Below are 21113 nucleotides of genomic sequence, written 5' to 3'. Positions count from 1 at the left end.
CTCCCGTGTCCGGGTTCGGCGCACGGCGAACGACGGGTGGCTTGCGCTACGACAGATCGTAATCGGTGCTGCCGCAAGCATCGCGCCCGGTCCTACTCTGTGTCGTAATTCGATCGCGACGGCGGCATGTGTACCCTTCCCCGCATGCCGGTGATCGAGTCCGACCCCACCCGCAACATCCCAGCTGGCGACCGGGTCCGCACCCGGCGGCTACGCGTCGGCGGGTTCGCGCTCGCGGCGCTGGTGACGCTGCTCACCGGTTGCGCGGGCGGATCCGACGACGACGTCAATATCGTTCGTACGACGACCAATATCGCCGGGGCCGCGGTGGTGGGCATCGAGCGCGATACCCGCACGGCCTGCTCGCTGCCGACCCCGCCGGATCAGTCCGCGGGCCCGCACACCGCCGGTGGGACGCAGGTCCCGGCCGATCCCAGGCGCATCGTCGTCCTGGACACCACGGCCCTGGACGCGGTGTGCGCGGTGGGTCTGTGGGAGCGGGTGGTCGGCGCGGCCACCCTGGACGGGCCCGTCCCACAACCGGCGTATCTGGGTACCGGGGTGGTCAAGATCCCGAGCGTCGGCGGGATCGGCAGCCCCGATCCGGCGAAAATCGCGGCGCTACAGCCGGATCTGATCCTCGGTACCACCGCGGCGGGCGCCGACGCGCTGCGCGGCATCGCCCCGACGGTACTGGTCGGCTCCGCACCCTGGCAGGCCCAGTTCAGCGCCCTCGCCGACGGGATGAACCGGGCCGGGGCGGCGGAGAAGATCCTCGGTGACTACCGCATCACGGCCCGCGATACCGGCACCGCGATCGCGGCCTCCTATTCCCAGGCGTCGGTGATCCGATTCTCCGCCAACGACATTCAGGTACTCGGCGACAACAGCTTCGCCGGGCAGGTGCTCGCCGACGCCGGGGTGCAGCGGCCGGGCGCGCAGCGCGGACACACCTTCCAGGTGTCCGGCGTCGCCAGCGAGGACGAGCGCGAGCGGGTCGAGGGCGACATCATCTATCTGATGTTCGACGGGCCCGACGGCAAGAGCAACGGGCAGACGATCATGAAGTCCAAGGACTGGAAGAAGCTCGGTGCCGTCGCCGACCGTCGCGAATTCGCCGTCGACGACGTCATCTGGCACGGGTCGGGGGTCACCGCGGCCCGGGCGCTGCTGGAGGATCTGCGCAATACGCTCAACGGATTCGTCACGGACTGACGCTCCTGGCATCGTCCTGGCTACCCTGGGCAGCACGCGCGGCGGTGGGGCTCGCCGCTCCGGATTCCGGAACAACCGTGGCCCGGGTTGCCGCCAACGGTCCCTACCCGAGGCAGACGCGTCTGCCGTGCATCGAGTAGGAGACGACTGGTGACCAGAGAAGTGATCGAGCCGGAACCCGCGCGGGCGCAGCGGGAGTCGGTGCGTGATCGGGCGACGTTGCTCGGCGCGATCGCGGCGGGCGGCAGTGTGGGCGCGGTGGCTCGGCACGGGCTGGCGCAGCTGTGGCCCACCGCGCCCGGCGGCTTCCCGTGGGCGACCTTCGCCACCAATGTGAGCGGTTGTCTTCTCATCGGGATACTGATGGTGCTGATCACCGAGGTGTGGGTGGGCCACCGGCTGCTGCGGCCGTTCCTGGGCGTCGGCGTGCTCGGCGGGTTCACCACCTTCTCCACCTATGCGGGCGAAACGCGAAACCTGTTGCGTCCCGACACCATCGGACTCGCCTTCGGTTATCTGGCCGGAACACTGGTCTGCGCCCTGCTCGCCACGCTGCTGGGCGCACGGCTCACCCGCGCGGCCGCCGCGGCCCGCCGCCGCGGGCATCGGAGGGCCGCATGACCGTCCTGCTGGTCGCCCTCGGCGCGGCGCTCGGCGCGCCACTGCGGTATCTGCTCGACCGCGCGGTGCAGACCCGCCACGACAGCGTCTTCCCCTGGGGCACCCTGCTGGTCAACGTCACCGGCTGCCTGATCCTCGGCGCGCTCACCGGCGCGGCCGTCTCCTCCCCCGTCTTCGCGCTGGCCGGAACGGGTTTCTGCGGCGCGCTGACCACCTACAGCACCTTCGGTTACGAGACGATCCGCCTGCTCGAGGAGCGCGACCACCGCGACGCCGCACTCAATGTCGCGATCAGCGTGCTCGCCGGCCTCGGCGCGACCGCGCTGGCCTACATCGCCACCCACGCCCTGCTCGGCTGATCTCACCGCCCCCGCCCCGACCGCGGCCGCAGCGCATAGGCCGGGACGAGCTGATCGGTCAGCTGCAGCGGCGGCCGCCCATCGGCATACGGAATCGAGAAGTTCACCCGCCCCAGCCAATCCCCATCCAGCGTCGGCACCCAGTGCGTCAGGGTCCCCGGCCGCTCCCCCCGCATATCCAACCCCGCCCCGTTGATATGCCGGGGCATCCCCGGATCCCGAATGAGAATGCCGTCCAACCGCACCCACACCGGCTTCGGCGGATGCACCAACGCCCGGTAGTAATACCCGGTCTCATTGGGATACTGCAGCTCCGGCGCGGTGCCTTCGGTCCGAGGAACCTCACCATCCTCACTCGAACGCATATTCGAATAGTAGCCGCACTGACACGTCAAGAAGCCTGGCAGGGGGGCGTTTCGGTTGAGGCTGCAAACCCGCTCAGGCACCGCGCGTTTCCCCGCCGTCCGGCCGATAGCCGGGCAGGGGTGTGATGGTCCTCGGCGCCATGAGGCGTTCCAGACCAGCCAGGGATTCCAGCAGCGGCAGGCGGATGACCGTATTGCGGACGGCCATGCCGAGGCGGGTTTTCGGGACCGTGAGGCGGAGCAGGTTCGGGCCCACCTGTTGTTTGCGGTGGACCAGGGGGCGGTGGGCCTGTTCGTAGCGGGGGAAGGCGAGGCGGTGATCGCCGCGGGCAACCGCCAGTTCACCGGCGAGCCGGTAGGCGCCGATCAGCGCGAGCTCGGTGCCCGCGCCGGAGGCGGGCGAGGCGCAGTGCGCGGCGTCCCCGGCGAGCACCACCCGGCCGGTCGACCACGAGTCCATCCGCACCCGGCTCAGCGAGTCGAAGTACAGTTCGGGATCGGCGAGCGCACCCGCGAGCAATTCCGGTACGCGCCAGGCGTGCACATCGCCGAACGCGGCGGCCAGCGCGGAACGGACGGCCACGGGATCGTGGTGATCGAGGTCGAGTCGCGGGCTGCGGAACAGGAAGTAGGCCATGGCCTGCGCATCGCCGCCGGGTCGATAGATCGCCGCCATGCGACCCGGAACGTTGAACGCCGTCGTCCAGCGGTCGCGCCCGAGCGCCGCATCGGCGGTGCCGAAGGCGACGTAGCAACCCATGTGATGGACGAAGGCGTCCTCCGGGCCGAAGGCCAATCGGCGTATCGCCGAATGCAACCCGTCGGCGCCGACGACCAGATCGAACCGCCGTCGTGCGCCGCGCACGAAATCGACGGTGACGCCGTCGGGGTCCTGCGCCACGGCGCGCACGGCGTCGTCGAAGCGGTATTCGACGGTGCCGGAGGTGATGTCGTGCAGGATCCGGACCAGATCCGCGCGCATGACCTCCACATTGCCGCCGCCGTTTCGCTGCTGCGCGTTCTGCACATCGATGCGAGCGATGGCGCGGTCGTCCGCATCGACGAATTGCAGGCCGACCGCATGGGTCGCGACCGCACGCAGGCGCTGCAGGATGCCCATCCGCTCGGCCACGTCGATCGCCTGATCCCGCACGTCCACCCCTTGGCCGCCGCGGCGCGGGCCGACCGTCCGTTCCACCACCGTGGGCCGGAAGCCATGGCGCACAAGCCAATACGCGAGAGCTTGACCGGACACACCGGCACCGGAAATCAGAACATGCCGGTTCTGCATCAGCGTCTCCCCCGTATCGCACCGCTCAGCGGCCGGACCTCGTGCCCATTCCAGCACCGCACGAGGTCCGCGACAAGACCGCAGTCCCCCGGCGGATCCGTCAGCCGTTGCGGTGGTTCAGAACTCCCAGTCCTCGTCCTCGGTGTTGACCGCCTTGCCGATCACATAGCTCGAGCCCGAGCCGGAGAAGAAGTCGTGGTTCTCGTCGGCGTTCGGGGACAGGGCCGAGAGGATGGCCGGGTTGACGTCGGTCTCGTCCTTGGGGAACAGGCCCTCGTAGCCGAGATTCATCAGGGCCTTGTTGGCGTTGTAGCGCAGGAACTTCTTGACGTCCTCGGTGAGGCCGACCTCGTCGTAGAGGTCCTGGGTGTATTCGACCTCGTTCTCGTAGAGCTCGTAGAGCAGTTCGAAGGTGTAGTTCTTCAGCTCGTCGCGCTCGGCGGGAGCCAGCTGCTCGAGGCCCTTCTGGTACTTGTAGCCGATGTAGTAGCCGTGCACCGCCTCGTCGCGGATGATCAGGCGGATCAGGTCGGCGGTGTTGGTGAGCTTGGCGCGCGAGGACCAGTACATCGGCAGGTAGAAGCCGGAGTAGAACAGGAAGCTTTCCAGCAGCGTGGAGGCCACCTTGCGCTTGAGGGGCTCGTCGCCCCGGTAGTACTCGAGCACGATCTCGGCCTTGCGCTGCAGGTTGCGATTCTCCTCCGACCAGCGGAAGGCATCGTCGATCTCGCGGGTGGAGCACAGCGTGGAGAAGATCGAGCTGTAGCTCTTGGCGTGCACCGACTCCATGAACGCGATGTTGGTGAGCACCGCCTCCTCGTGCGGGGTCAGCGCGTCGGGAATCAGGCTCACCGCGCCGACCGTGCCCTGGATGGTGTCCAGCAGCGTCAGGCCGGTGAACACGCGCATGGTGAGCTGCTTCTCCTGCGCGGTCAAGGTGTTCCACGACGGAATGTCATTGGACACCGGAACCTTCTCCGGCAGCCAGAAGTTGCCGACCAGCCGATCCCAGACCTCGGCATCCTTCTCGTCGGGCACCCGATTCCAGTTGATCGCAGACACTCGAGAGATCAATTTCACGCGCCGCTCACTCACCCTTCTCACCTCGCCGGATCCGTGCGGACTTCCTCGCCCAGAACACTACTACTGGGGTCCGACAACAACGATCAACACAACACCTTGTGTCTTCGGCTGTCCTGGACGAACGCGCGAAACGCGTGCCGGGATCCACAACGACGCCTGGGAGCGTACCGGAATGCCCGGCGTCACAACCGGTGCGGGGACCGGCATGGCGACTCAGATGCCCAGCACCATCTTGGCGGTGGTGAAGTAGATGATCAGCCCGGTCGCGTCCACCAGCGTGGTGACCATCGGCGCGGAGATCACCGCCGGATCGATCCGCAACTTCTTGGCCAGCAACGGCATCGTGCCGCCGATGGTCGCGGCCCAGCCGCAGATGACCACCAGCGTGATGCCCACGACCACCGCGATCTGCGCGCCGACGAACGCCGCCCCGATGAGCATGCCGACCGTGGCCAGCATCGCGCCCAGCACCAGCCCCACCCGCAGCTCGCGCCAGATCACCCGCAGCAGATCCGACACCCGCACCTCGCCGACCGCCAACGCCCGCACACACGAGGTCGCCGCCTGCGCACCGGCATTGCCGCCCGCGCCGATCAGCAGCGGAATGAACAGGGCCAGATGCGCCGCCTGCGCCAGCGTCGCCTCGAAGGCGTCGGTCACCGTGACCGTCAGCGTCGCCGCGACCAGGAGCAGCAGCAGCCACATCGCCCGGTACCGGGCCAGCTGAAAGACCTTGGCGGCCATGTAATGTCCGGCCCACGGCTGGGTGCCCGCCTGTCGCGCGACATCCTCGCTGTCGGCCGCCTCGATCACCTCGACGGCGTCGTCGATGGTGAGCAGGCCGACAAGCCGGTCCTCGCTGTCGACCACCGGCAGATTGATGAGATTGGTCTCGCGCATCAGCCGCGCCGCCTTCTCCGCCGAGTCGGTGGCCCGGACGAAGACCGGCTCGGTGACGACGAGATCGGCCACCATCATCTCGGGCGCGCCGAGCACGAGCTCGCGCAGCTCCACGATGCCGGTCAGCCGCCGCCCGGCGTCGACCACGGGCAGCGTGTACACCGTCTCGGCGCCGGCGCCCTTGGCGCGCACCGTGCGCAGCGCCTGGTCCACGGTCAGATTCCGGGGCAGCGCAACGACTTCCGGCGTCATGTACCGGCCGACCGAACCCTCGGAATAGCCCAGCAGCGCGGCGGTCATCCGCCGCTCGCGCGGGCTCAGCCCGGCCAGCACCTTCTTGGCGACCTTGGCCGGCGCCTCGCGCAGCATGCGGGCGCGGTCGTCGGGGTCCATCTCCTCGACGAGTTCCCGGAAGCTCTGGTCGCGCAGGCCGGTGAGGATCTGCTGCTGGTCGACGGGCTCGAGCTCCTCGAACACCGCCAGCGCCCGGTCCTTGTCCAACAGCCGGAACGCGACCCCGGCGTGCAGGGCGTCCATGCGCGCGAGTTCGTCGGCGATCAGGTGCGGCGGATGATCGTCGAGCCAGCGCAGCGTGGCCTCGACGCGGCGGCTACCGACCACGTCACGCAGGGATTCGGCGGGCGCGGTCTCGGCGGACAGCGTGGGGACAGCGACGGACAGATCTGTCGGCGACATGGCGGTTCCTCGGCACGAGCGAGTCGATGATGAGCGGATCGAAATTCCGGATCACACCGCGAGGCACCGACCCCGCTGCCGTCGGACTACTACCGGCAGAACACAGGGGCGGCGCCGCGCGGCCTTCGACTGGGGGGTTCGCTACGCACAGCTCCCCACCTCCTCGATCTCGGCCACGGTCACGGGTGCGCCGCCCGGCGCACAGCAACTACCCGAGTAGTTTACTGCTCGACGACCTCCGACACGCCAGCGGGGACGACGTAACGGGGCTCACTCGTCGACAGCCGGTTCGCCCGGGGGTACGTCGGCGGCGCAATCACGTTGCACGGCATGCAATTCGCGATGACGGTGGGTCATCTTCCACTCATTTTTCGATCACCAATACGCTGCCGAGGCGCGGCTGGCCGCGGCCACCGGCAGCGTGACGATCATCGTGAGGCCACCGCCGGGCGTATCGTCGGGCACGAGGCGCCCGCCCATGGCCTCGACCAGCCCGCGAGCCAGCGCCAGGCCCAGGCCGATTCCGCTGCGGTTGTCGCGATCGTCGAAGCGCTGGAACGGCTGAAAGACGCGTTCGCGCTGGGCCATCGGAATACCCGGTCCATGATCGATGACCCTGATCTGCACCGCGTCCCCGCAGGCATTGGCGGTCACCAGCACCCCGCTGTCGCCGGGCGCGAAACGCAGCGCATTGCGCAGCAGGTGGTTCAGGGCGCGGTCGAGTAGCGCCGGATCCACCACGACGGGCGGCAGCGCGGCGGCCACCCGCGTCTGCACCGCGACGGCGGCCGGACCCAGATCCGCGATGGTCGACTCGACCATGTCCACCACCTCGACCGGGCGGGCCGCGATGGGCAGCATGCCCGCCCGCAGCTTACTCAGTTCCATGAGGTTTTCGACCAGCCCGTCGAGTTTGCGCAGCGACACCGACGCCACATCGAGCAGATCGCGGCGCTGATCCTCGCTCGGATGCACGTCCGTACCGGCCAGCCCGTCCACCGCCGCCAGCGCGGCGGCCAGCGGCGTCCGCAGATCGTGGCCCATGGCGGTGAGCAGCGCCGAGCGCGCCCGATCCACATCGGGTGCACCGTCCATCTCGACCACATCCCGGGACCGCCGGATCACCCGCTCGATCAACGCGTCCAGCAGCGCACCGGCCACCAGATAGGCGAGCAGCAGCAGCACATTCCCCGGATCGGCCACCGCGAACGAATGGATCGGCGGCGCGAAATAGTAGGCCAGCAGCAGGAAGCCGGCGCCGCTGGTGAGCAACGCCGGTAGTCGCCCCCCGATCACCGACACCGCGGCCACCGCGAACAGGTAGACGAGCACATCCCCGACCAGCGACAGCTCCGTCCGCACCGCCGCCAGCATGCCGGTCACCACCGGCAGCCCCGCCCCGGCGACCGCGAACCCGGCTCCCCACCGCCGCCAATCCACCCGCACGGCATACCCCCGCCCGAACCCCACCAGGGCACCCAAACGGGCGGTCAGTGTCGCTCTCACGCTCACCCTCCCTCGCACGGCTCGGACGGACGCCCCCGCACCCGAGGGCCATCACCCATCCTGACCGGCGTCAACGCCATGATCACGCACCAAAACGAAATCCTGACGCAGTGTTGACGGGATCAATACCGATGGGCCGCCCGTTAGCGACGCAGCGAGCGGACCAGGAACGAGATCGCGGCGAGGGCGTCGGCTCGGCGGCGGTCTCGCTCCGATTCCGGGCCCGCCACGATCCATCGGGACGCGTCGATCAGCGCGCCGTTGATCAGGACCGCGAGGCCGACGGCCTTGAAGGGGAAGCCATGGTCGGCTGATGCACACGGCCTTCTCCTGGGAGACCGTGCTCGACGATGTGTGCTTCATCGTCGGCCCGCCGGTCTCCCTCGGCCTGAGCGCCGCGCTGTTCCCACAGGCGGGCCCGCTCGTCGCCGGTCTGATGCTGCTGGCCGGGACGCTGTGGTTGGCCGCGCAGCGCGGCACCGAACCCCCGTACGGCGTTGCCGCGCAGCGGAGTTCGCTGCTCAGCGCACTCGGCAACCGGGTGGTGTGGACGCTGACGCTGGTGATGATCGCGATGGGCACCATCGACGTCGCCAGCGTCGCCTTCGCGCGACTGCTCGGCGAACCGGCGGCGGCCAGTATCGTCCTGTCGCTCTACGCGATCGGCTCGTGCGTCGCCGGATTCCTGTTCGGCGCGGCGAAACTCACCCGTCCGATCGGACGGCTGCTGATCCTCGGCATCGCCGCGACCGCGCTGCTGACCGTGCCGCTGCTGTTCGTGCACTCCCTCGCGGGGCTGTCGGTCGCCATGCTGATCTCGGGCATGTTCTTCGCCCCCACGGTCATCCTGTCCGGACAGCTCGTGGAGTCCACGGTCCCGGCGCGCATGCTCACCGAGGCGCTGACCTGGTCGACGGCCGGGCTCGGGCTCGGTGTCGCGATCGGCCCAGCCGCCGCCGGGCCGCTCATCGACGCGTACGGGGCGAACGCCGGCTTCTGGATCGCGGTGGCGGCGGGGGCATTCCTGCTGGTCCTCGTCATCGCCGGACGCCGGGCCTTCCACGAAAGCGCCACACCCGCCGAGGAATTCGTCCCCGTGCCGGTGCGTTGCGCCGATTGAACCGCGCAAGGGCGCTTCCGAGAAAAACTCGGAAGCGCCCTTCGCACCGCGTATCCCTAGAGCATGCAGCTCACGCAGCCCTCGACCTCGGTCCCCTCCAGGGCCATCTGGCGGATGCGGATGTAGTAGAGGGTTTTGATGCCCTTGCGCCAGGCGTAGATCTGGGCCTTGTTGACGTCGCGGGTGGTGGCGGTGTCCTTGAAGAACAGCGTCAGCGACAGGCCCTGGTCCACGTGCTGGGTGGCCGCGGCGTAGGTGTCGATGATCTTCTCGTAGCCGATGTCGTAGGCGTCCTCGAAGTAGTCGAGGTTGTCGTTGGTCATATAGGGCGCGGGGTAGTAGACGCGCCCGATCTTGCCCTCCTTGCGGATCTCGATCTTCGACGCCACCGGGTGGATGGAGCTGGTGGAGTGGTTGATGTAGGAGATCGAGCCGGTCGGGGGGACGGCCTGCAGGTTCTGGTTGTAGATGCCGTGGGCCATGACCGAGGCCTTCAGCTCGCGCCAGTCGTCCTGGGTGGGGATGTGCACCCCGGCGTCGGCGAAGATCTGCCGCACGCGATCGGTCTTGGGCTCCCACACCTGCTCGGTGTACTTGTCGAAGTACTCACCGGTGGCGTACTTCGACTCGGGGAAGCCGCCGAAGTACTGGCCGCGCTCGATGGCCAGCTTGTTCGACGCCCGGATCGCGTGGAAGGCGATCGTGTAGAAGTAGATGTTGGTGAAGTCGACGCCCTCTTCCGAACCGTAGAAGATGCGCTCGCGGGCCAGGTAGCCGTGCAGATTCATCTGCCCCAGGCCGATGGCGTGGGACTGGTTGTTGCCCTGCTCGATCGAGGGCACCGAGTAGATGTGGGTCTGATCCGAGACGGCGGTCAGTGCGCGGATCGCGGTCTCCACGGTCTTGCCGAAGTCCGGCGAATCCATGGTCTTGGCGATGTTGAGCGAACCCAGGTTGCACGAGATGTCCTTGCCCACCTTGGCGTAGGACAGATCGTCGTTGTAGATCGAGGGCGTGGAGACCTGCAGGATCTCCGAGCACAGGTTGGAGTGGGTGATCTTGCCCGCGATCGGATTGGCCCGGTTCACCGTGTCCTCGAACATGATGTACGGATAGCCCGACTCGAACTGCAGTTCGGCGATGGTCTGGAAGAACTCGCGCGCGTTGATCTTCGACTTACGGATGCGCTTGTCGTCGACCATCTCGTAGTACTTCTCGGTGACGTCGACGTCGGCGAACGGCTTGCCGTAGATGCGCTCGACATCGTAGGGCGAGAACAGGTACATGTCCTCGTTCCTCTTCGCCAGCTCGAAGGTGATGTCCGGGATCACCACGCCCAGGCTCAGCGTCTTGATGCGGATCTTCTCGTCCGCGTTCTCGCGCTTGGTGTCGAGGAAGCGGTAGATGTCGGGGTGGTGCGCGTGCAGGTACACCGCGCCCGCGCCCTGGCGCGCGCCGAGCTGGTTGGCGTAGGAGAACGAATCCTCCAGCAGCTTCATGATGGGAATGACGCCCGAGGACTGGTTCTCGATCTTCTTGATCGGCGCGCCGTGCTCGCGAATATTGCTCAGCAGCAGCGCCACTCCGCCGCCGCGCTTGGACAGCTGCAGCGCGGAGTTGATCGAGCGGCCGATGGACTCCATATTGTCCTCGATGCGCAGCAGGAAGCAGGAGACCGGCTCGCCGCGCTGCTTCTTGCCCGAGTTGAGGAAGGTCGGGGTGGCGGGCTGGAAGCGGCCGTCCATGATCTCGTCGACCAGCGACTGCGCCAGCGGCTCGTCACCCGCGGCCAGGGTGAGCGCGACCATGCAGACGCGGTCCTCGAAGCGCTCCAGGTAGCGCTTGCCGTCGAAGGTCTTGAGCGTGTACGAGGTGTAGTACTTGAACGCGCCGAGGAAGGTCGGGAACCGGAACTTCTTGGCGTAGGCCTGCTGGAACAGCTTCTTCACGAAGGCCCGGCTGTACTGGTCGAGCACCTCGGGCTCGTAGTAGTTCTCCTCGACGAGGTAGTCGAGCTTCTCGTCGAGGTTGTGGAAGAAGACGGTGTTCTGGTTGACATGCTGCAGGAAGTACTGCCGCGCGGCCTCGCGATCCTTGTCGAACTGGATCTCGCCGCCCGGGCCGTACAGGTTCAGCATCGCGTTGAGGGCGTGGTAGTCCAGACCCTCGGTGGACGCCTCGCCGCTGACCGGACGCTCTAGGCGGGCCGTCTTTCCGGCCGGTGCTGTTGTCGTTGCCAAAACAATCCCAATCCCTCTCGGACGCGCTCGACGTCCTCGGCGGTTCCCATGAGTTCGAAGCGATACAGGTACGGCACCCCGCACTTGCGTGAGATCACTTCTCCCGCATAGCAGTACGTATCGCCGAAGTTGGTGTTGCCGGCCGCCACGACGCCGCGCAACAGCGCACGATTGTGCGGATCGTTGAGGAACTTCGCAACCTGCCTGGGTACGAATTCCTTGTCGGACCGGTTGCTCTTGCCATCTCCCCGCTGGGCGTCGAAGACGTGCTTACCGCCGCCGTAGGTAGGGCAGATCAGCACATAGGGTTCGTCGACGCGCAGCGAGTCGGCGGTGTGGAGCGGAATGCGAGCGGCCGGGAGACCCAGCCGCTGCACGAAACGATGCGTGTTCTCCGACGCGCTCGAGAAGTAGACCAGATTCGGCACCACTCCCCCTTTCTCGTCGGTTTCCGGCCACCGATGTGCCTGAGAGCGAAGCGATCAGGCAGCGGCAGCCACCAGGGCCTTGATGCGATCGGGGCGGAAGCCGGACCAGTGCTCCTCACCGGCGACGACGACGGGAGCCTGCAGGTAGCCCAGCGCCATGACGAAATCGCGGGCCTCGGGGTTCTCGGAGATGTCGACGACCTCGTAGTCCACACCGGCCTTGTCGAGCGCGCGGTAGGTGGCGTTGCACTGAACACAAGCGGGCTTGGTGTAGACGGTGATGGTCATTGGTGTCCCTCTCTCCTTCGCCTTGTCCGGTAGCAGTGCACGAGGTGAAGCCACTCCCGGCCACTCGCACGCCGGGACAAGTCCTGATCCTGCGCAAACCCCTGGAAGCGGTCGCCGAGGCCCAGGTCGCGTGAGTGTGACCGGCGCGGAGCCCGCATCGTTCTCCAGTGCCGTAGACACTACACCTAGTGGCCGACAGATTCATCCAACACGACATGTTGCGAGTCACAAAGGTGAAATTCGGTCGGCGTAAGTACCTGGACAGTCGATTCGCAACCCGACACGACAGTGGCACAGATCACGATTTCGCGTCGCAGCTCTTTTCCAGCAAACTCACCCGCACCACTGGTCACACCCCGTCTCAACGCCCCCATCACCCCACCGACACCTCCCGTGAACCAAAGGGCCGCCCGTCCGCAATCGGACGAGCGGCCCTCCACACCAGTGTGTCGTCAGCCCTGCCGAGCCTTGAACCGCGGCTCCTTCTTGTTGATCACGAACGTGCGCCCCCGCCGCCGAACAACCTGAGCCCCCGGCTTGTCCTTCAACGCCCGCAAGGAGTTACGAACCTTCACCTCTCACCTCCACTACTGAAAACGGTTTTCATAGTCTATACATTCCGATCGTAGATGAGGAAGATGCCCCGGCCCCGGGGCTGGCGCGCCGGGGCCGGGGCAATGAGAAAGCTCCGCGGGGCAGCCCGTTCGATTCCCGGTCAGGCGGTGACGCGGGCCTTGGCGGATTCGACCAGTTCGCGGACCGCGGCGGCCAGTTGGGTGAGGGCCTCGGCGTCCTCGCGGGGGTGGGCCTCGGCGAAGCGCTGGTTGATGGTGCCGAAGTGGAGGTGGGCGCTTTCGACTACCGCGGCGCCGGCGACACCGAGGGCCTTGACGGTGTCGCCGTGCGACCACTTGGCGGCGTTGGCGCTGATGGAGGCGCTGACGACGGCGGCGGGCCTGTCCTTGATGGAGCCCTGGCCGTAGGGGCGCGAGGCCCAGTCGATGGCGTTCTTCAGGGCGGCGGGGATGGTGCCGTTGTATTCGGGGACGAAGAACAGCAGGCCGTCGGCCGCGGCCACCGCCTCCCGCAACGCGGTCGCCGTCGCGGGCACGCTACCGGGAACGTCGATGTCCTCGTTGTAGAAAGGGATATCGGCGAGACCGGCGAAGATGTCGACCTCGACGCCCTCCGGGGCGGTCTGGGCCGCGGCCTCGGCGAGCTGCCGGTTGAACGACCCGGCGCGCAGGCTACCGACGAGAGCGAGAAGGCGAGTCTGGGACATGGTCACTCCTTGTGCAGTGGGCGGGGTGTTCCGCCGTCATGCCACAATAACCGGACCATGGTCCGCTTCATTCCCAGCCCTCAGGTAGCCCACTGTGAACCGTGACACACACCTCGACCCGCCAACCACGATTCCGATCGAGCCGATCGCAATGCCGATCCGCGGCATCGAACCGGCCGCTCCCCTGCCGGTGGCCGAGCACACCGAACGCAGCGACGCCGCCCGCAACCGGCAGCTGCTGCTGGACGCCGCCGAACAGCTGGTGCGCGAGCAGGGCGCCGATGCCGTCACCATGGACGCGGTGGCCAAGCGCGCGGGCGTCGGCAAGGGCACGGTCTTCCGTCGCTTCGGCAACCGGTCCGGGCTGATGATGGCGCTGCTGGACCAGTCCGACCGAAAACTGCAGGCCGCCTACATCTTCGGCCCGCCGCCGCTGGGCCCGGGCGCCCCGCCGGTGGAGCGGCTGGTCGCCTTCGGCCGCGCCCGGCTGGCGGCCATCGAGGTGGAGGGCGAGGTGCGCCGCGCCGCCGACGAACACGGCCGCTTCGCCTCCCCGCCCTACAACATCGCCAAAACCCATGTATCCCTGCTGCTGCGCCAGGCCGGTGCCGACGGCGAGATCCCACTGCTGGCCGACACCCTGCTGGCCGCCCTGGACGCCACCCTGGTGCTGCACCAGACCCAGGTGCTCGGCTACACCCTCGACCAGATCGGCGACTACTGGGAGCACCTGGTCCGCGCGCTCGTTCACTAGAGTGATCGCCATGGGGAAGCTGCGCGAACAGATCATCGCCGAATTGGGCGTACGGCCGGTCGTCGAACCGAAGGTCGAGGTGCGCAGGCGCGTCGATTTCCTGAAGGACTATCTGAAGTCCACCCCCGCAACGGGTTTCGTACTCGGCATCAGCGGCGGCCAGGACTCCACGCTGACCGGACGGCTGTGCCAGCTGGCCGCCGAGGAGCTGCGCGCCGAGGGCCGCGCGGCCACCTTCGTCGCGGTGCGGCTGCCCTACGGGGTGCAGGCCGACGAGGAGGACGCCCAGATCGCGTTGCGATTCATCCGCCCCGACCGCTCGATCGAGGTGAACGTCAAGCCGAGCGCCGACGCCGTGGCCGCCGAATCGGCGTTGGGCCTGGGCGAGCTGCTCGGCGAACAGCAGCGCCTGCGCGACTTCGTGCGCGGCAATATCAAGGCCCGCGAGCGCATGGTCATCCAGTACTCGATCGCCGGACAGCTCAATCTGCTCGTGGCCGGCACCGATCACGCCGCCGAGGCGGTCACCGGCTTCTTCACCAAATACGGCGACGGCGGCGTCGACGTCACCCCGCTCACCGGGCTGACCAAACGCCAGGGCGCGGCGCTGCTGCAGGAGCTGGGCGCCCCGCCGAGCGTCTGGCAGAAGGTGCCGACGGCCGATCTCGAGGACGAGCGCCCCGCCCTGCCCGACGAGCTCGCGCTGGGCCTGAAGTACGCGCAGATCGACGACTACCTCGAGGGCAAGGACGTCGAACCGGAGGTGGCCGACCGCATCGAGTCGATCTTCCTCGCCACGCGGCACAAGCGGGCCGTGCCCGTGACACCCCTCGACACCTGGTGGCGGAGCTGAATCCCGCGCCTCACTCCGCCTCGACCTCGGCCGCGCGGCGCAGCAGGAAGCGCCGCACCTGGTCGTTGGTGGTCTGTTCCAGGGCCAGTCGATAACTCGCCGCGGCCTCGGCCGCCCGGCCCGCCCGGCGCAGCAGGTCGGCGCGGGTCGAAGCGACCAGATTCGTCCCCTTCAACCGGGGATGCTCGGCGATATCGTCCACCGCCGCCAGCCCCTCTTCGAAACCGCGCAGAAATCCCACGGCCACCGCGCGATTCACCAGCACCGCGGGCGAATCGGTGTACCGCAGCAACTCGTCGTAGGCCGAAACCACGGCCGCCCAATCGGTGTCGGCGAAGCTGGGCGCGATCGCATGCGCGCCCGCGATCCGCGCCTGCGCCAGATACGGCCCGCTGCGGCCCTGTTCGGCCGCCGACACCAGACAGTTCAGCCCCGCCCGAATCTTCACCCGATCCCAGCGGGACCGATCCTGCTCCTCGAGCGGCACCAGCTCCCCGCCCGCCGACCGCCGCTGCGCGCGGCGGCTGTCGCTGAGCAGCATGAGCGCCAGCAGCGCCCGCGCCTCCGGCTCCCGCGGCAGCAGCCCGCACAGCAGCCGCCCCAGCCGAATCGCCTCGTCGCACAGCTCATCTCGCACCGCCGACGGTCCCGACGTCGCGAAATACCCCTCACTGAAGACGAGATAGATACACGACAGCACCCCCGGCAGCCGCTCGCCCAGCAGCTGCGCGGGCGGCACCCGCAGCGGGATTCCGGCCTGCCGGATCTTGGCCTTGGCCCGGGTCAGTCGCTGGGCCACGGTGTGTTCGGGTTGCAGGAAGGCGCGGGCGATCTCGGCCGTGCGCAGCCCGCACACCAGCCGCAGGGTCAGCGCGACCCGGGATTCGGGCGACAGCGCCGGATGACAGCAGGTGAATATCATCCGCAGCTGATCGTCCGGAATAGGTGACACGTCGGGTTCCTCGTTCGGCACGACCGCCCGGATCGCGCTGTATTCCTTTGCCGCCCGGGTGGATTCGCGCCGCAACCGATCCAGGGCGCGATTGCGGGCCGCGGTGGTGATCCACGCGCCCGGATTGGCGGGCGGGCCGGAGGCGGGCCAGGCGCGTAGCGCGTCGGCGAAGGCGTCCTGGACCGCGTCCTCGGCCAGGCCGATATCGCCGACCAGGCGGGCGACGGTGGCGAGGGCCCGGCCGAATTCGGCGCGGTAGATGTCGTCGAGGTGGTCGGCCGAGCCCATCGCGTCAGTCGAGATTCACGATCTTGCGGACCTCGGTGCGCCCGGTGGGGCTGATCGGAATCTGTGCCGCCAGCTCGGTCGCCTGCCGCACATCGGGCGCGGCCAGCACGTACACCCCGTCGACGATCTCCGCCGACTCGGCGAACGGCCCGTCGCTGAGCAGCAATTCGCCCTCACGCACCCGCACCGTGGTGGCGGTCGAGGGCGGATGCACGGCGCCGCCGCCGCGGATGGCCGCGCCCACCTTCTCGGCGAACTGCTCGTGTTCCACCAGCGCCGCCTTCCACTCCGGGGTGTCGGGCACGATCACCTCCTCCGGCCGCTCCCACAGCAGCGCGAGCCAGCCGTCGGCACCGAGCCCGTCGGGCGCGTTCCAGTTCACCATCGGCCGCACCTCCACCGTGCCCTGCTCGGCCGCGGGCAGCTTCCGGGCGAGCTGGATGGCGTCGTCGAGATTCGCGCAGTCGAAGACGTAGTAGCCGCCGACCACCTCGGCATTCTCCGGAAACGGACCGTCGGACATCAGCGTGTCGGCCGCAGGCCGACGCACCTGGACCGCGGTGGCCGCGGGAAACAGCGCATGCCCGCCCGCGATCGCGCGCCCGGCCCGCGCCTCGAATTCGACATACCGCTCGACCTCGGCGGCGAATTCCGGGGTGTCGGGCCCCGGGGTCGCGCCGTCCTCGCGTCCGAACATCAGCGCCAGGTAGTGCATATCCGTCATCCTTCCTCGTCCCGGGGGAGTCCGGTACTCCCCTCACTCAGACGACGAACGCGACGGCGTCATATCCACATCGGCGACGAAAATTTCCCGGCTATCCGCCCGCGAACGGCGGCAGCACATCCACCCGCCCGCGCAGCGGCATCTCCCCGTCGCGGGTGAGCTCGTCCCCGATCAGGAACGCGCACACCTTCAGCATCGGATCGAGATCGGAACCGTATGTCGCCGACAGGGTTCGGCGCAGATCGGCGACCGTGGCATCGGCGGGGAGGTCGAGTCGTTCGTTCGCCTTGCCGACCGCGTCGGCGATCGCGGCGAAATAGCGGACCTCAACCACCGATGGCTCCCATCGTCCGTTCCGGGGGCACGAACCCGGCGGCATCGATACCGTGCCCGGCCCATTTGTTCCACATCGCGCCGCGCCACAGCGTGGCCAGCTCGTCGTCGCCCACGCCCGCGCGCAGCGGGGTGCGCAGATCGTATTCCTGATCGCTGAACAGGCAGGAGCGGATCATGCCGTCGGCGGTCAGCCGGGTGCGGTCGCAGTCGCCGCAGAATTTGCGGGTCACCGAGGCGATGATGCCGACCGTGGCCGGACCGCCGTCGACCAGCCAGCTCTCCGCGGGCGCGGCCGGATCGGCCCGGCCGACCTCGGTGAGGCTGAACCGGGCGCCGAGCACGTCGAGCAGTTCGGCCGCGGTGACCATATTCGCGCGCGCCCATTCGTGGTCGGCGTCGAGCGGCATCTCCTCGATGAAGCGCAGCTCGCAGCCCTCGTCCAGACACCACCGCAGCAGATCCGGTGCGCCGGAAAGGGTTTCGCGCATCAGCACGGCGTTCACCTTGACCGGGGCGAGTCCGGCGCGCTGGGCCGCGCGGATACCGGCCAGCACCGAGCCGAGCCGGTCGCGGCGGGTGAGCCGGGCGAAGCCCGTGCGATCGACCGTGTCGAGGGAGACGTTGACCCGGTTCAGCCCGGCGTGCGCGAGTCCGGCCGCGCGGTGTTGCAGGCCGACCGCGTTGGTGGTCATGGCCAGCGGCGTACCGGGCAGTTCCGCGCGGCAGCCCGCGATGATGCGTTCCAGATCGCGGCGCATGAGCGGCTCACCCCCGGTGAAGCGGACCTCGTGCACGCCCAGTTCGCGCACGGCCAGGGCGACCACGCGCACGATCTCCTCGGCGGTGAGCAGTTCGTCGGCGGGAATCGCGGGCAGGCCCTCCTCGGGCATGCAGTAGGTGCAGCGCAGCGAGCACTTCTCGGTGATGGATACGCGCAGATCGCGGGCCACCCGCCCGAATCGGTCGACCAGATGGGGAGTGTCGGGTCGGCCGTCCAGCGCGGGCTGTCGGCCTCGCACGGCGGGAATGCCCATCACAACCACGGTCACGGCACCCATTATTGTCACGTTCGTCCGGGTGTGCTTCGGAGGAAGCTACGAACTGTGCCCGCACCTGCGCCGATTAGGCTGGCGCCATGACCACCCCGCACACCGCCTCGGCCCGATCGGTCGAGGAGCACCGCCGCAGCGTCGAGCAGTTGCTGCGCCCGCTCGCGCTGCGCGATATCGAGGAGGTGGCGCTGGCCGATGCGCTGGGCAGGCGGGTGGCCGAGCAGGTGCGGGCGCCGCTGGATCTGCCGGTGTTCCGCAATTCGGGGATGGACGGCTATGCGGTGCGCGCCGAGTCGGTGGCCGTCACCCCGGCGACGCTGCCGCTGGCCGGGGTGGTCGCGGCCGGGCAGGCCGGGCAGACGCCGCTGCCGCCCGGCGCGGCGATGAAGGTGATGACGGGTGCGCCGATTCCGCCGGGTGCGGACTGTGTGATCCCGGTCGAGGACACCCATGCGGACGAGACGACGGTGACCATCGAACGGGGCCGCCGCGCGGGCGATTTCGTGCGCGAGCCGGGTACCGACGTGCGGGCGGGTGCGGCGCTGCTCGCGGCGGGCACGCTCATCGCGCCCCGGCACGTCGCGGCGCTGGCGGCCGTCGGCATCGCCCGGCTGCCGGTGTTCCGGCGGGTGCGTGCGGCGGTGCTCACCACCGGTGACGAGCTCATGCCCGCGGGAGTGGCGCTGCGGCCCGGGCAGATCTACAACTCCAACGGGATCGCGCTGGCGGCCGCGCTGGCCGTGAACGGGGTCGAGGTGGTCTCGGTCGAGCACAGCCGCGACGATCCAGGCGAATTCGAGAACAAGCTCGGTCGGGCTACGGCCGCCGCGGATGTGGTTTTCACCTCGGGTGGGGTGTCCAAGGGCGACTTCGAGGTGGTCAAGGACGTATTGGCGACGCGCGGCGGGGAATTCGGCTCGGTCGCGGTGCAACCCGGTGGGCCGCAGGGGCTCACGGTCGTCGACGGCGTGCCGGTGCTGAGCTTCCCGGGCAATCCGGTGAGCACCATGGTGTCGTTCGAGGTGTTCGCCCGGCCCATCCTGCGGGAGCTGTCCGGCTTCCCGCCGGTGGCGAAGGCCGAGGTGCCGCTGCTGGATTCGGTGCGCTCCCCGGCCGGTCGGCGTCAGTTCCTGCGCGGGCGGCTGGAGATCGACGGCGTGGCCCTGGTCTCGGGCCCCGGATCGCATCTGATCGCGGCGATGGCCCAGGCCGATGTGCTGATCGATGTGCCGGCGGAGGTCACCGAGCTGGCGGCGGGATCGGTTGTGAAAGTGTGGGAGCTATGAGCGAGCAGCTGTCGCATCTGGATTCGGAGGGCCGGGCGCGCATGGTGGACGTGAGTGCCAAGGCCGACACCACGCGGGTGGCGGTGGCGGCCGGGGAACTGCGCACCACGGCCGAGGTGGTGCGCCTGGTGCGGGCCGACGATATGCCCAAGGCCGATGTGCTGGCCACCGCGCGGATCGCGGGTATCGCGGGTGCGAAGAAGACCTCCGAGCTGATTCCGCTGTGCCATCAGCTGTCGCTGTCGTCGGTGCGGGTGAATTTCGGCTTCACCGCCGACGCCATCACCATCGAGGCCACCGCGAAGACCAAGGGCCCCACCGGGGTCGAGATGGAGGCGCTCACCGCCGTGGCCGTCGCGGGGCTGACGCTGCACGACATGGTCAAGGCGGTCGACCCCGCGGCCGAGTTGACGGGAGTGCGGTTGCTGACCAAAGACGGTGGTAAACGCGGGCATTGGGAGCGGGGGCAAGACGACGCTCCCGAACATCGGGCTGCACCCGGTGATCCGGCCGAACACAGCCACGCACACCACCCGACCGGCGGCGAACCCGATGTCCGCCGAGACGGCTCGCCCGAGGGGTCGCGCACGGCCGTCGTCGTGGTCGCCTCGACCGGGGCCGCCGCGGGCACCCGAGTCGACAAGACCGGCCCAGTCCTCGTGGATTGGCTTACCGGCCAAGGCTTCTCGGTCCGTGGACCACTCGTCTACGCCGACGCCGAGATCGCCGCCGGACTCGCCGACGCGCTCACCGGCGCGCCCGGCCTGATCATCACCACCGGCGGCACCGGCGCCTCCCCCACCGACGCGACACCCGAGGCCACCCTGGCCGTGCTGGATCGCGAACTGCCCGGCGTGGCCGAGACGATCCGCCTGCGCGGCACCGCGACCTTCCCGCTGGCCGCGCTCAGCCGCGGCGTCGCGGGCCTGGCCGGTCGCACCGTGATCGTCAACCTGCCCGGATCGCCCGGGGGCGTGCGCGACGGGATCGCCGTCCTGGAACCGCTGTTGGATCACCTGCTGGCACAGGTCGCCGGAGGAGGCAGCCATGACTGAGCTGGTGCGGCTCACCGGAATCGTGGACACCGCGCTGGATCCGGCCGCGGCCGAGGCGGCGGTGAGCGGACCCGCGTACGGCGCGGTGGTGGTGTTCACCGGTAAGGTGCGCGATCACGATGGCGGACAGGCGGTTTCGGCGCTGGAGTATTCGGCGCACCCACAGGCCGAGCGGTTCCTGCACAAGATCTGCGACGAGGTCGCCACGGCCGCGGGCCTGCCCGTGGCGGCCGTGCACCGCATCGGTTCGCTCGGCATCGGCGACCCGGCGATCGTCGTGGCGGTCGCCGCCCCGCATCGGGCCGCGGCCTTCACCACCTGTGCCGAACTCGTCGATCGCATCAAACACGAGGTCCCGATCTGGAAGCGGCAGCTGTTCGCCGACGGCCTGTCCGAATGGGTGAACGCCTGCGGCTGAA

At 68.8% G+C, this 21113-nt stretch carries 23 protein-coding genes; 9 read left to right on the top strand and 14 right to left on the bottom strand.

What is annotated here, in order from left to right; genetic code table 11:
- Positions 1 to 144: 144 nt before the first annotated feature.
- The 3 genes from NDR87_RS21305 (at position 145) to crcB (ending at position 2195) form a co-directional block, all read left to right on the top strand.
- Complete coding sequence (locus NDR87_RS21305; RefSeq protein WP_251914776.1) at positions 145 to 1215, top strand: iron-siderophore ABC transporter substrate-binding protein; 1071 nt, start codon at positions 145 to 147, stop codon at positions 1213 to 1215.
- 150 nt (positions 1216 to 1365) lie between these two features.
- Complete coding sequence (locus NDR87_RS21300; RefSeq protein WP_251914775.1) at positions 1366 to 1836, top strand: CrcB family protein; 471 nt, start codon at positions 1366 to 1368, stop codon at positions 1834 to 1836.
- Positions 1833 to 2195 carry a fluoride efflux transporter CrcB gene (gene crcB / locus NDR87_RS21295; protein ID WP_251914774.1) on the top strand — a complete coding sequence of 121 codons (363 nt, stop codon included), beginning with the start codon at positions 1833 to 1835 and terminating at the stop codon, positions 2193 to 2195. Before NDR87_RS21300 ends, crcB begins: the two co-directional genes overlap by 4 nt.
- Positions 2196 to 2197: 2 nt before the next feature.
- Here the strand turns inward: crcB and NDR87_RS21290 are convergent, their stop codons facing one another.
- The 5 genes from NDR87_RS21290 to NDR87_RS21270 all read right to left on the bottom strand — a co-directional run bounded on the left by NDR87_RS21290 (position 2198) and on the right by NDR87_RS21270 (position 8036).
- The gene (locus NDR87_RS21290) at positions 2198 to 2560 is read right to left on the bottom strand and encodes a hypothetical protein (RefSeq protein ID WP_251914773.1); all 363 of its coding nucleotides are present in this window, start codon (positions 2558 to 2560) and stop codon (positions 2198 to 2200) included.
- Positions 2561 to 2633: 73 nt separating this feature from the next.
- Positions 2634 to 3851 carry an FAD-dependent monooxygenase gene (locus NDR87_RS21285; RefSeq protein ID WP_286013822.1) on the bottom strand — a complete coding sequence of 406 codons (1218 nt, stop codon included), beginning with the start codon at positions 3849 to 3851 and terminating at the stop codon, positions 2634 to 2636.
- Between the two features lie 117 nt (positions 3852 to 3968).
- Positions 3969 to 4931, bottom strand: a complete 963-nt coding sequence (gene nrdF / locus NDR87_RS21280; RefSeq protein WP_251914901.1) for a class 1b ribonucleoside-diphosphate reductase subunit beta — start codon at positions 4929 to 4931, stop codon at positions 3969 to 3971.
- Positions 4932 to 5147: 216 nt separating this feature from the next.
- The gene (gene mgtE, locus NDR87_RS21275; protein WP_251914771.1) at positions 5148 to 6530 is read right to left on the bottom strand and encodes a magnesium transporter; all 1383 of its coding nucleotides are present in this window, start codon (positions 6528 to 6530) and stop codon (positions 5148 to 5150) included.
- Between the two features lie 375 nt (positions 6531 to 6905).
- Positions 6906 to 8036, bottom strand: a complete 1131-nt coding sequence (locus NDR87_RS21270) for an ATP-binding protein (RefSeq protein ID WP_251914770.1) — start codon at positions 8034 to 8036, stop codon at positions 6906 to 6908.
- A gap of 313 nt (positions 8037 to 8349) precedes the next feature.
- Between NDR87_RS21270 and NDR87_RS21265 the strand changes: the two genes are divergently transcribed.
- The gene (locus NDR87_RS21265; RefSeq protein WP_251914769.1) at positions 8350 to 9156 is read left to right on the top strand and encodes an MFS transporter; all 807 of its coding nucleotides are present in this window, start codon (positions 8350 to 8352) and stop codon (positions 9154 to 9156) included.
- Positions 9157 to 9212: 56 nt separating this feature from the next.
- On the opposite strand, the gene nrdE is transcribed toward NDR87_RS21265, so the two are convergent.
- The 5 genes from nrdE to NDR87_RS21240 form a co-directional block, all read right to left on the bottom strand.
- Positions 9213 to 11294 (bottom strand): class 1b ribonucleoside-diphosphate reductase subunit alpha, encoded by a 2082-nt coding sequence (gene nrdE / locus NDR87_RS21260; RefSeq protein WP_251914900.1) that lies wholly within the window; start codon positions 11292 to 11294, stop codon positions 9213 to 9215.
- Positions 11295 to 11353: 59 nt separating this feature from the next.
- Positions 11354 to 11824, bottom strand: a complete 471-nt coding sequence (nrdI, locus tag NDR87_RS21255; protein WP_251914768.1) for a class Ib ribonucleoside-diphosphate reductase assembly flavoprotein NrdI — start codon at positions 11822 to 11824, stop codon at positions 11354 to 11356.
- A 54-nt stretch (positions 11825 to 11878) separates the two neighbouring features.
- Positions 11879 to 12112, bottom strand: coding sequence for a redoxin NrdH (locus tag NDR87_RS21250; RefSeq protein ID WP_251914767.1), 234 nt, complete (start codon positions 12110 to 12112; stop codon positions 11879 to 11881).
- A gap of 452 nt (positions 12113 to 12564) precedes the next feature.
- Positions 12565 to 12687 carry a type B 50S ribosomal protein L36 gene (gene ykgO / locus NDR87_RS21245; RefSeq protein ID WP_251914766.1) on the bottom strand — a complete coding sequence of 41 codons (123 nt, stop codon included), beginning with the start codon at positions 12685 to 12687 and terminating at the stop codon, positions 12565 to 12567.
- Positions 12688 to 12827: 140 nt separating this feature from the next.
- Positions 12828 to 13394: an NAD(P)H-dependent oxidoreductase gene (locus tag NDR87_RS21240; protein ID WP_251914765.1), complete on the bottom strand. Its 567-nt coding sequence runs from the start codon at positions 13392 to 13394 to the stop codon at positions 12828 to 12830.
- A 151-nt stretch (positions 13395 to 13545) separates the two neighbouring features.
- On the opposite strand from NDR87_RS21240, the gene NDR87_RS21235 reads away from it, so the two are divergent.
- Entirely contained in the window at positions 13546 to 14148 is a 603-nt protein-coding gene (locus tag NDR87_RS21235) for a TetR/AcrR family transcriptional regulator (RefSeq protein WP_251914899.1), read from the top strand.
- A 10-nt stretch (positions 14149 to 14158) separates the two neighbouring features.
- The gene (gene nadE / locus NDR87_RS21230) at positions 14159 to 15001 is read left to right on the top strand and encodes an ammonia-dependent NAD(+) synthetase (RefSeq protein WP_251914764.1); all 843 of its coding nucleotides are present in this window, start codon (positions 14159 to 14161) and stop codon (positions 14999 to 15001) included.
- A 10-nt stretch (positions 15002 to 15011) separates the two neighbouring features.
- Here the strand turns inward: nadE and NDR87_RS21225 are convergent, their stop codons facing one another.
- From NDR87_RS21225 to moaA, 4 genes are all read right to left on the bottom strand, one after another.
- Positions 15012 to 16241, bottom strand: a complete 1230-nt coding sequence (locus NDR87_RS21225; protein WP_251914763.1) for an RNA polymerase sigma factor — start codon at positions 16239 to 16241, stop codon at positions 15012 to 15014.
- A gap of 4 nt (positions 16242 to 16245) precedes the next feature.
- Entirely contained in the window at positions 16246 to 16965 is a 720-nt protein-coding gene (locus NDR87_RS21220) for a YciI family protein (RefSeq protein WP_308212123.1), read from the bottom strand.
- Positions 16966 to 17056: 91 nt separating this feature from the next.
- Entirely contained in the window at positions 17057 to 17299 is a 243-nt protein-coding gene (locus NDR87_RS21215; RefSeq protein WP_251914762.1) for a MoaD/ThiS family protein, read from the bottom strand.
- Positions 17292 to 18350 (bottom strand): GTP 3',8-cyclase MoaA, encoded by a 1059-nt coding sequence (moaA, locus tag NDR87_RS21210; RefSeq protein ID WP_251914761.1) that lies wholly within the window; start codon positions 18348 to 18350, stop codon positions 17292 to 17294. Before moaA ends, NDR87_RS21215 begins: the two co-directional genes overlap by 8 nt.
- Positions 18351 to 18436: 86 nt before the next feature.
- Here moaA and glp point away from each other — a divergent pair, with 86 nt between their 5' ends.
- The 3 genes from glp to NDR87_RS21195 are packed head-to-tail and all read left to right on the top strand — an operon-like array spanning position 18437 to position 21112.
- The gene (glp, locus tag NDR87_RS21205) at positions 18437 to 19639 is read left to right on the top strand and encodes a gephyrin-like molybdotransferase Glp (protein WP_251914760.1); all 1203 of its coding nucleotides are present in this window, start codon (positions 18437 to 18439) and stop codon (positions 19637 to 19639) included.
- Positions 19636 to 20694 (top strand): bifunctional molybdenum cofactor biosynthesis protein MoaC/MoaB, encoded by a 1059-nt coding sequence (gene moaCB, locus NDR87_RS21200; RefSeq protein WP_251914759.1) that lies wholly within the window; start codon positions 19636 to 19638, stop codon positions 20692 to 20694. Before glp ends, moaCB begins: the two co-directional genes overlap by 4 nt.
- On the top strand, positions 20687 to 21112 hold the full coding sequence (locus NDR87_RS21195) for a molybdenum cofactor biosynthesis protein MoaE (protein WP_251914758.1): 426 nt from the start codon (positions 20687 to 20689) through the stop codon (positions 21110 to 21112). Before moaCB ends, NDR87_RS21195 begins: the two co-directional genes overlap by 8 nt.
- The last annotated feature ends 1 nt before the right edge of the window (position 21113 follow it).

The organism is Nocardia sp. CDC159, assembly GCF_023740735.1.
GTDB lineage: Bacteria > Actinomycetota > Actinomycetes > Mycobacteriales > Mycobacteriaceae > Nocardia > Nocardia pulmonis.
The sequence above is the reverse complement of the archived record's forward strand: the minus strand, read 5'-3'. Positions and strand labels throughout refer to the sequence as shown.

Bases quoted from the DNA above. Each gene is read 5' to 3' on its own strand.
- nadE (WP_251914764.1), top strand. From the start codon at position 14,159: ATGGGGAAGCTGCGCGAACAGATCATCGCCGAATTGGGCGTACGGCCG.
- NDR87_RS21240 (WP_251914765.1), bottom strand. From the start codon at position 13,394: ATGTCCCAGACTCGCCTTCTCGCTCTCGTCGGTAGCCTGCGCGCCGGG.
- NDR87_RS21220 (WP_308212123.1), bottom strand. From the start codon at position 16,965: ATGACGGATATGCACTACCTGGCGCTGATGTTCGGACGCGAGGACGGC.
- NDR87_RS21195 (WP_251914758.1), top strand. From the start codon at position 20,687: ATGACTGAGCTGGTGCGGCTCACCGGAATCGTGGACACCGCGCTGGAT.
- moaCB (WP_251914759.1), top strand. From the start codon at position 19,636: ATGAGCGAGCAGCTGTCGCATCTGGATTCGGAGGGCCGGGCGCGCATG.
- mgtE (WP_251914771.1), bottom strand. From the start codon at position 6,530: ATGTCGCCGACAGATCTGTCCGTCGCTGTCCCCACGCTGTCCGCCGAG.
- glp (WP_251914760.1), top strand. From the start codon at position 18,437: ATGACCACCCCGCACACCGCCTCGGCCCGATCGGTCGAGGAGCACCGC.
- crcB (WP_251914774.1), top strand. From the start codon at position 1,833: ATGACCGTCCTGCTGGTCGCCCTCGGCGCGGCGCTCGGCGCGCCACTG.
- NDR87_RS21285 (WP_286013822.1), bottom strand. From the start codon at position 3,851: ATGCAGAACCGGCATGTTCTGATTTCCGGTGCCGGTGTGTCCGGTCAA.
- NDR87_RS21235 (WP_251914899.1), top strand. From the start codon at position 13,546: ATGCCGATCCGCGGCATCGAACCGGCCGCTCCCCTGCCGGTGGCCGAG.
- NDR87_RS21250 (WP_251914767.1), bottom strand. From the start codon at position 12,112: ATGACCATCACCGTCTACACCAAGCCCGCTTGTGTTCAGTGCAACGCC.
- NDR87_RS21305 (WP_251914776.1), top strand. From the start codon at position 145: ATGCCGGTGATCGAGTCCGACCCCACCCGCAACATCCCAGCTGGCGAC.
- NDR87_RS21290 (WP_251914773.1), bottom strand. From the start codon at position 2,560: ATGCGTTCGAGTGAGGATGGTGAGGTTCCTCGGACCGAAGGCACCGCG.
- nrdE (WP_251914900.1), bottom strand. From the start codon at position 11,294: ATGCTGAACCTGTACGGCCCGGGCGGCGAGATCCAGTTCGACAAGGAT.
- NDR87_RS21265 (WP_251914769.1), top strand. From the start codon at position 8,350: ATGCACACGGCCTTCTCCTGGGAGACCGTGCTCGACGATGTGTGCTTC.
- NDR87_RS21225 (WP_251914763.1), bottom strand. From the start codon at position 16,241: ATGGGCTCGGCCGACCACCTCGACGACATCTACCGCGCCGAATTCGGC.